The organism is Streptomyces sp. NPDC002676 (assembly GCF_053592455.1).
Genome location: NZ_JBSFVT010000016.1, coordinates 89,156 through 96,381 on the forward strand (window position 1 = coordinate 89,156; position 7,226 = coordinate 96,381).

Annotated in this window: 6 protein-coding genes and 1 pseudogene; 4 read left to right on the forward strand and 3 right to left on the reverse strand. The window is 72.2% G+C overall.

Annotated elements, in window-relative coordinates; genetic code table 11:
• The first annotated feature begins 62 nt into the window (after nt 1-62).
• Nucleotides 63-1,166 (forward strand): baeRF2 domain-containing protein, encoded by a 1,104-nt coding sequence (locus ACWD3E_RS32660; RefSeq protein WP_451391155.1) that lies wholly within the window; start codon nt 63-65, stop codon nt 1,164-1,166.
• Nucleotides 1,167-1,190: 24 nt separating this feature from the next.
• Here the strand turns inward: ACWD3E_RS32660 and ACWD3E_RS32665 are convergent, their stop codons facing one another.
• Nucleotides 1,191-2,228, reverse strand: a complete 1,038-nt coding sequence (locus ACWD3E_RS32665; protein ID WP_451391156.1) for a LacI family DNA-binding transcriptional regulator — start codon at nt 2,226-2,228, stop codon at nt 1,191-1,193.
• Between the two features lie 318 nt (nt 2,229-2,546).
• Between ACWD3E_RS32665 and ACWD3E_RS32670 the strand changes: the two genes are divergently transcribed.
• A complete protein-coding gene (locus ACWD3E_RS32670; protein WP_451391157.1) occupies nt 2,547-2,738 on the forward strand; it encodes a hypothetical protein in 192 nt (63 codons plus the stop codon).
• A 10-nt stretch (nt 2,739-2,748) separates the two neighbouring features.
• Here the strand turns inward: ACWD3E_RS32670 and ligD are convergent, their stop codons facing one another.
• Nucleotides 2,749-3,768: a non-homologous end-joining DNA ligase gene (gene ligD / locus ACWD3E_RS32675; RefSeq protein ID WP_451391158.1), complete on the reverse strand. Its 1,020-nt coding sequence runs from the start codon at nt 3,766-3,768 to the stop codon at nt 2,749-2,751.
• 94 nt (nt 3,769-3,862) lie between these two features.
• Between ligD and ACWD3E_RS32680 the strand changes: the two genes are divergently transcribed.
• Both ACWD3E_RS32680 and ACWD3E_RS32685 read left to right on the forward strand, forming a co-directional pair.
• Nucleotides 3,863-4,933: an ATP-dependent DNA ligase gene (locus ACWD3E_RS32680; RefSeq protein ID WP_451391159.1), complete on the forward strand. Its 1,071-nt coding sequence runs from the start codon at nt 3,863-3,865 to the stop codon at nt 4,931-4,933.
• 189 nt (nt 4,934-5,122) lie between these two features.
• Nucleotides 5,123-5,914: an SDR family NAD(P)-dependent oxidoreductase gene (locus tag ACWD3E_RS32685; protein WP_451391160.1), complete on the forward strand. Its 792-nt coding sequence runs from the start codon at nt 5,123-5,125 to the stop codon at nt 5,912-5,914.
• 110 nt (nt 5,915-6,024) lie between these two features.
• Here ACWD3E_RS32685 and ACWD3E_RS32690 read toward each other — a convergent pair.
• Nucleotides 6,025-7,226 (reverse strand): annotated as a pseudogene (locus tag ACWD3E_RS32690) (ATP-binding protein); the annotation flags it as partial.

The following is a 7,226-nucleotide window of genomic DNA, read 5'->3' on the forward strand; positions in this document are numbered from 1 at the left end:
TCAGAGCGGCGGGGCCCGGACATCCGCATCCTGCCGCTCGCATGGAACATGCGGGGTGGAGCATGCGACTTTCCTTCCTCGAACCCCTGTACAAGCAGCAGGGTCCCTTCGCGTCGGTCTATCTGGACACCTCCCGCGACAGCCTGATCGAGGATCCCGACGCCGCCATAGAACTGCGCTGGCGGCGCCTGCGGGACGCCCTGGCGTCCGAAGGCGCCGATCAGGACTCCCTCACCGCGGCGGCGTCGGCCGTGGGCCGCGACACCGACGTCCCCGGCACCCATGGGCAGGCAGTGTTCACCGCGCACGGCCGACTGGCCCTGCTGGACGAGCTGCCCGTCCCGCCCGCACGCGACCGCGCGCACTTCGGCACGCTGCCGGACACCCTGCCGCTGGTCGTCCAGCACTCTCCCGGGATCGCTTATGTGGCGGCGTACGTCCACTACAGCGGCCGGCACTCCACGGACGCCCCGGGCATCGTGCGGATCGAGGCCGAGGTCGGCGTGTGGCCCCTGACCAAGGTCGCACCGGGACACCGCCTCGACGAGGAGATCCCGGTGACCGACTGGCTGAACGCCGCCGAGGTGATCGGCCAGGAGCTGGAGGGCCACGCGCGGCGCATCAACGCCGAGGCGGTCGTGGTGGCCGGGGACGTGTGGGCGCGCGGCATCCTCGTGCGGCGGCTTCCCGTCACCCTGCGCGGGCAGGTCACCACCGTCGAGGGCGCCGGTGAGTCCGAGCCGCGCCGGGCGCTGCTGGAGCACCGGCTCGAAGACGTCTTCAGCGGGCGCATGGCCGCGCACGACCGGTCCTTGCTGGCCGCCTTCCTCGCCCAGCGCGCCCACGACGGAGCGTCGGCCGAAGGCCTCGCCGCGGCCGTGTCGGCCCTGCAACGAGGCCAGGTCAAAGCCCTCTTCCTCAACAACCACCCCGAGTCACGGCTCCGGCTGTGGAGCGGCCCCGAACCCAGCCAACTCGCCCTCACCGAACAGGAGTTGCGCTCCTACGGCATCGAGGACGTCCGCGAGGAGCGTGCCGACGCCGTCCTCACGCGTGCCCTGGTCGGCACCCGGGCCGAACTCGTCCTCGTACCCGAGCGGCAGCTGAGACTGCACGAGGGCGTGGGCGTACTGCTCCGCTACACCGAAGCCGAACCCCCGGTGTGACCGCGGCACTTCAGGGAGGCGCTGCTAGGCCGAAGCACGTCGTATCAGCAGGGTCGGCAGGATCACAGCGCCGGACTGACTGCCGGCGGTGTCCGTCGTGTCGGCCGTGGGCTCGCCGCGCAGCAGGAGGCGGGCCATCAGGCGGCCCATCTCCTCGATGCCCTGACGGACCGTGGTCAGCGGCGGGTCCGCCTGCTCGGCGAGCGGCAGCATGTCGTCGAACCCGATCACGGCCACGTCCTCGGGGACCCGCCGGCCGCTCTCCCGCAGCACGCGCAGCGCGCCGAGCGCCGTGAGGTCGTTGGCGGCGAACACCGCGTCCGTGTCCGGGCAGCGGTCGAGGAGTTCCCGCATGGCACGCTCGCCCCCGGCCGGCGTGAAGTCGCTCTCGGCCACGAGTCGCGGATCACCGTCCCCGACGACATCCCGGTAGCCGTCGAGCCGGTCCACCGCCGAGGTCTGGTCCAGGACGCCGGTGATGTGCGCGATCCGTCTGCGCCCGAGCCCGACGAGATGCCGTACGGCCTGCCGGGCGCCGCCACGGTTGTCACTGTCGACGTACACCGCGTCCCGGGTGCCGTCGCTCCAACCGGGCCGCCCGCCGAAGACGGTGGGGACGCCCGCGTCCTGGATCAGGCCGGGCAGCGGGTCGTCCAGGTGCAAGGAGAAGACGAGCGCGCCGTCCACATGCCCGCCGGCGAGATAGCGGGCCACGCGCGCGTGGTCGCCCCGGCCCTCGGTCAGCAGCAGCACCAACTGGTTGTCCTGGGCCGTCAGTTCCTTGCTGATACCGCGCAGTTGCAGCGCGAAGAACGGGTCGGCGAAGACGCGGGTCTCGGGTTCGGCGATGACGACGGCGACGGCGTCGTGCCGCTTGGTGACGAGGCTGCGTGCCGCCTGGTTGGGGACGTACCCGAGTTCGTCCACGGCCCGCCGGACCCGCTCCACCAGGGACTCCCGCACCCCGTCCCCGCCGTTGACGACCCGCGACACGGTCGCCCGGGACACCCCGGCCCGCGCGGCCACGGCCTCCAGCGTGGGACGCGACACTGCCTCGGACACGGCGGGACTCCTCGGGACTCCTCAGCGGCGGCTGGCGGTCAGGATAACCGCACGGGGAAATCCACAGGCCCGCACGGAGAAATCCACAGGCCCGGCCCGTTGTCCTACGACACGTGAGGTCCTGCACGCCCTGTGCGCCTACGGCCCGCGGGCCGTCGAAGCCACCCCGCTGGTGCGGCGATTATGAGAGGACGCCGCGCTCGACCTGACGGAGGCCCTGGGCCGCTCCGGTGCCGCTCTCGCACCCCGAGGTACTCCCCGTGCTCCTGAACGAGTGGTCGGCCACTGCGGCGCAACGCCCCGCCATCCGCCTGCCTGGTGGGCACGGGCCCGACGGCCGCACCGGCGCTGCCGCTGATACGCACCGAACTGGCCTCGTCCCGCCGCCACAACAACGACGACTCCCGAGGCAACATGCGCTACGACGTCGCCGACGACGTCGCTCTGCTGACCGACTGCCGGCGCGTGCCGGCCGAATTCGGCGAGCGGATCGACGCCCCCGTGCGCTGAGACCGGGGAGTCAGGGCGTCTGCTCGCGGCGGGCCCGGCTCGGCTGGACGCGTTTCGGTTCGCCGGGCATCTTCGGGTACTCCGGCGGGTACGGGAGGTCGCCCAGGCCGTGGTCGTGTTCGTCACGGCGGGCCAGTTCCAGCAGGGCTTCGAGGGAGTAGGCGTGGTCGTCCATGTCGGCGTGGACGTCGCCGAGTTCGGCGAAGCGGGCCGGCATGGTGGCGAGGTCGAAGTCCTGGGGGTGGGCGCTGCCGATCTCTTCCCAGCGCAGAGGCGCGGAGACGGGGGCGTGGGGGCGGGGCCGTACCGAGTAGGCCGAGGCGACGGTGCGGTCGCGCGCCGTCTGATTGTAGTCCAAGAAGATACGGCGCCCCCGTTCCTCCTTCCACCACTTGATGGTCACCTGGTCGGGCATCCGGCGTGCCAGCTCCCGGCCGACGGCGATCGCCGCGCGGCGGACCTGTGTGAAGGTCCAGCGCGGTTCGATGGGCACGAAGACGTGCAGGCCGCGTCCGCCGGAGGTCTTGGGCCAGCCGCGCAGTCCGCCGAACTCGTCCAGGACGGCGCGCAGTTCGAAGGCGGCGCGGACGGCGTCGGCGTAGTCGGTGCCGGGCTGCGGGTCGAGGTCGAGGCGGAGTTCGTCGGGGTGGTCGACGTCGGCGGCGCGCACCGGCCAGGGGTGGAAGGTGAGCGTGCCGTACTGCGCGGCCCACACCACGGCGGCCTGTTCGGTGGGGCACATCTCGTCGGCGCTGCGCCCGCTGGGGAAGGTGATGTGCGCGGTGGGGATCCAGTCGGGCATGCCCTTGGGGGCGCGCTTCTGGTAGAACCACTCACCGTCGACGCCGTCCGGGTAGCGCTGGAGGGTGGTGGGCCGTTCGCGCAGGGCGCGCAGGATGCCGGGGCCGACGGCGACGTAGTACTGGGCGAGGTCCAGCTTGGTGAAACCGCGCTCCGGGAAGAAGACCTTGTCCGGGCTGGACAGCCGTACGGTCCGCCCGGCCACCTCCAGTTCCACCGCAGCACCCATGCGGCCACGGTAGGCGCACCACGCACACCTCGCATACCGGGCGACAGTAGGAAGAAGTAGGCGTCGACGGTCGTATGCGAGCAGAATCAGACGCATGGATCTGCCCGTGATGCCGCCCGTGAAGCCGATGCTCGCCAAGCCGGTGGCGAGCATCCCGCCCGGTATGCACTACGAGGCGAAGTGGGACGGGTTCCGCTCGATCGTGTTCCGGGACGGGCCGGAGGTCGAGTTGGGCAGCCGTACCGGAAAGCCGCTGACCAGGTATTTCCCCGAGCTGGTGGACGCGCTTGTGGAGCGGCTGCCCCCACGGTGCGTGCTGGACGGGGAGATCGTGATCGCGCGGGAGGGGCGGCTGGACTTCGACGCACTGACCGAGCGTATCCACCCGGCGGACTCCCGGGTGCGGACACTCGCCGAGCGGACCCCGGCCTCCTTCGTCGCCTTCGACCTGCTGGCACTGGACGACGAGTCACTGCTCGACGTGCCGCTGACCGACCGGCGGGCCCTGCTGGACCGGGCCCTGGCCGGGGTGACGGCACCGGTCCATCTGGCGCCCGCGACGACCGACATCGCGGTGGCCGAGCGGTGGTTCGAGCAGTACGAGGGCGCCGGCCTCGACGGGATCGTGGCGAAGCCGCTCACGCTGCACTATCTCCAGGACGAGCGGGCCATGTTCAAGATCAAGCACGAGCGCACGGCCGATGTGGTCGTCGCCGGCTACCGCCTCCACAAGAGCGGCCCGGTCGTGGGCTCGCTGCTGCTCGGCCTGTACGACGACCGGGGCGCGCTCCAGCATGTGGGCGTGTCGGCCGCATTCTCCATGAAGAAGCGCGCCGAACTGGTCGAGGAGCTGGAGCCGCTGCGTATGGAGGACGTGACCGGGCATCCGTGGGCGGCCTGGTCGGACGCGAACGCGCACGAGAGCGCCCGGCTGCCGGGTGCGCCGAGCCGCTGGTCGGGCAAGAAGGACCTGTCCTGGGTGCCGCTGCGGCCGGAACGGGTCGCCGAGGTGGCCTACGACCACATGGAGAACGGGCAGCGCTTCCGGCACACGGCCCGCTTCCGCCGCTGGCGCCCGGACCGCACACCGCAGAGCTGCACGTATGCGCAGCTGGAGGAGCCGGTGCGGTACGACCTCGCGGAGATCCTGGGCACCAAGGGCTGAACCCCCGCCGCCGCCCCGCTCACGTCATCGACCCGATCGGCCCAAGTGCTGCGCGACGGACGGTCCTTCGACGCCACCTGGTCGCGTCCTGAGAACCACCGGTACTCCTGCCACGACGAGGGTGACCCTGCCAGTAGTAGCTTCAGGAGCACCTTCATACGGACCGCCGGCCGTGCCTACGCTGGCGGCATGTCCACTGTTCTGATCACCGGCGCCACCTCCGGGCTCGGCCGGTACGTCGCCTTCGAACTCGTCCGCTGCGGCCATCTCGTCCTCGTCCACGGCCGCGACCGGACCCGCACCGAGCAGCTGGTCGCCGAGCTGCGCGCCGAGGGCCGGGCCGAGGGGTTCGTCGCCGACCTGGCCCGGCTGGCCGAGGTCCGCGAGCTGGGCGCCCGGGTCGCCGAGGCGCATCCCGAGCTGGACGTCCTGATCAACAACGCGGGCGTCGGCGGCGGCGCCCCCGGCACCGGGCGCGAGCTGAGCGCCGACGGGCACGAATTGCGGCTCGCCGTGAACTACCTCGCGCCCGTCGCCCTGACCCGGTCCCTGCTGCCGGTGCTGCGCGCCAACCCGCCTGCCCGGATCGTCAACGTCGGCTCGGTCGGCCAGGAACCTCTCGACTTCGCCGACCCCGAACTCACGCGCGGCTACGGCGGCATGGTGGCGTACTACCGCAGCAAGTTCGCCCTCGCCGCGCACACGTTCACCCTGGCCGAGGAGCTGGCGGGCACCGGCGTCTCGGTGAACGTCCTGCACCCCGCCACCTTCATGGACACGGCCATGGTCCGCGAGGCCGGCGTCGCCCCGTGGAACTCGGTCACCGACGGAGCCCCTGGCGTACTGGCACTGGCCACGCGCGACCTGGGCACCGGCGGCTACTTCGACGGCACCCGCCCGGCACGGGCACACGAGGCGACGTACGACCCGGAGGTACGCAAGCGGCTGGCCGCGGTCACCGATCAGCTGCTGGGCGTATGAGACAGAGGTGAAGGACGGCGGCCTCGGGGATACGTCCCGGGGCCGCCGGCCGACTGCATACAGTCGACGCCACACCGCTGCTGTCGGCTGTATACAGCCGACCGTATGCGCTACCGCAGCCCCCGTCCCGTCTCCAGCACCTCCCTCGCCTGGGCCACCAGCCCGTCCGCCCCGCAGGAACGCGCCAGCACCAGGCCCCGGTTGATCTCGGCGACCGAGCGGGCGGCGATGCCGTACTCGACGCGGGCCGCCGCGTGTTCGTACTGGCAGGGTGAGGCCTCCAGGTAGGCGACGGCCTGGGCCGAGAGGCCCACCGCGCGCTGGCCCGTCTCCAGGGCGGCGGCGCAGCGCAGGACCTCGCCGATGGCGGTGTCGGTGCCGAACCGCTCGGCCTGGCGGCGGGCGTCCGCCGCGAGTCGGGCCGCCCGGGCCGGGTCCTGGGTGGCGAGGGCCTTGGCGAGCTCGATGGACCAGGGTGCGAGGACGGGGTTGTGGCCGCCACGGGAGACCGCGGTCTTCTCGGCGGCCTCCAGTTCGTTGATGCCGTCCTCGGTACGGCCGACGGCGAGCAGGAGCCGGCCGCGGACGGTACGGATGTCGGGCAGCACGATGGTGGACGGGTAGGGCGGGGCGAAGCCGTACTGCTCGGCGATCGCCCAGGCCTCGTCGACGTGGCCGCGCGCGAGCAGGGTGTCGACCAGTCCGCACGTCGCCGACCAGTACAACGGCAGGCCACGGCCGACGCGTTCGGCCAGGCTCAGGGCCTCGCGGAGATTCGTCTCGGCGTCGCGGAGCCGGCCCTGCCTGCGGTACGCGAGACCGAGGAAGGCGTTGGCCAGGGAGAGGTGGCCGCCGCGCCAGCCGGCGCTGGTGTAGGCGCGCAGGGCTTCGGCGAAGAGGCTCTCGGCGCGGTCGAGCCGGTCGGCGTAGGCGTACGAACTGCCGAGCATCATCAGCAGCTCCATGCCCCATTCCTGGTCGGTCCAGCCGAGGCCTGGCGCGAGGCGGCCGTTGACGAGGGCGTGGTCGCACAGTTCGAGGACTTCCTGGGCGCTCTCGCCGTGCGTCATCGCGTCGAAGCCGCGCAGGATCAGCAGGGCGCGTTCGGAGTTGTCGCGGCCGGTGCAGGTGGCGGCGAGTTCCGCGAGGCGCCGGGAGCGGGCCGGGGAGACGGTCTCACCGTGGATGCCCTCCCACATGAACTGCACGGCCTGCAACCGCATCCGCACGGGTCCGGGCTCATGCCGCGCGGCCTCGGCCTCGACCGTGCGGACGGCCTCCTCCAACTGGTCGTTGTGGAGCAGCGCGTGGG

Excerpts from the sequence above, each read along its gene's own strand:
- ACWD3E_RS32685 (WP_451391160.1), top strand. The coding sequence starts at position 5,123 with ATGTCCACTGTTCTGATCACCGGCGCCACCTCCGGGCTCGGCCGGTAC.
- ACWD3E_RS32680 (WP_451391159.1), top strand. The coding sequence starts at position 3,863 with ATGGATCTGCCCGTGATGCCGCCCGTGAAGCCGATGCTCGCCAAGCCG.
- ACWD3E_RS32660 (WP_451391155.1), top strand. The coding sequence starts at position 63 with ATGCGACTTTCCTTCCTCGAACCCCTGTACAAGCAGCAGGGTCCCTTC.
- ligD (WP_451391158.1), bottom strand. The coding sequence starts at position 3,768 with ATGGGTGCTGCGGTGGAACTGGAGGTGGCCGGGCGGACCGTACGGCTG.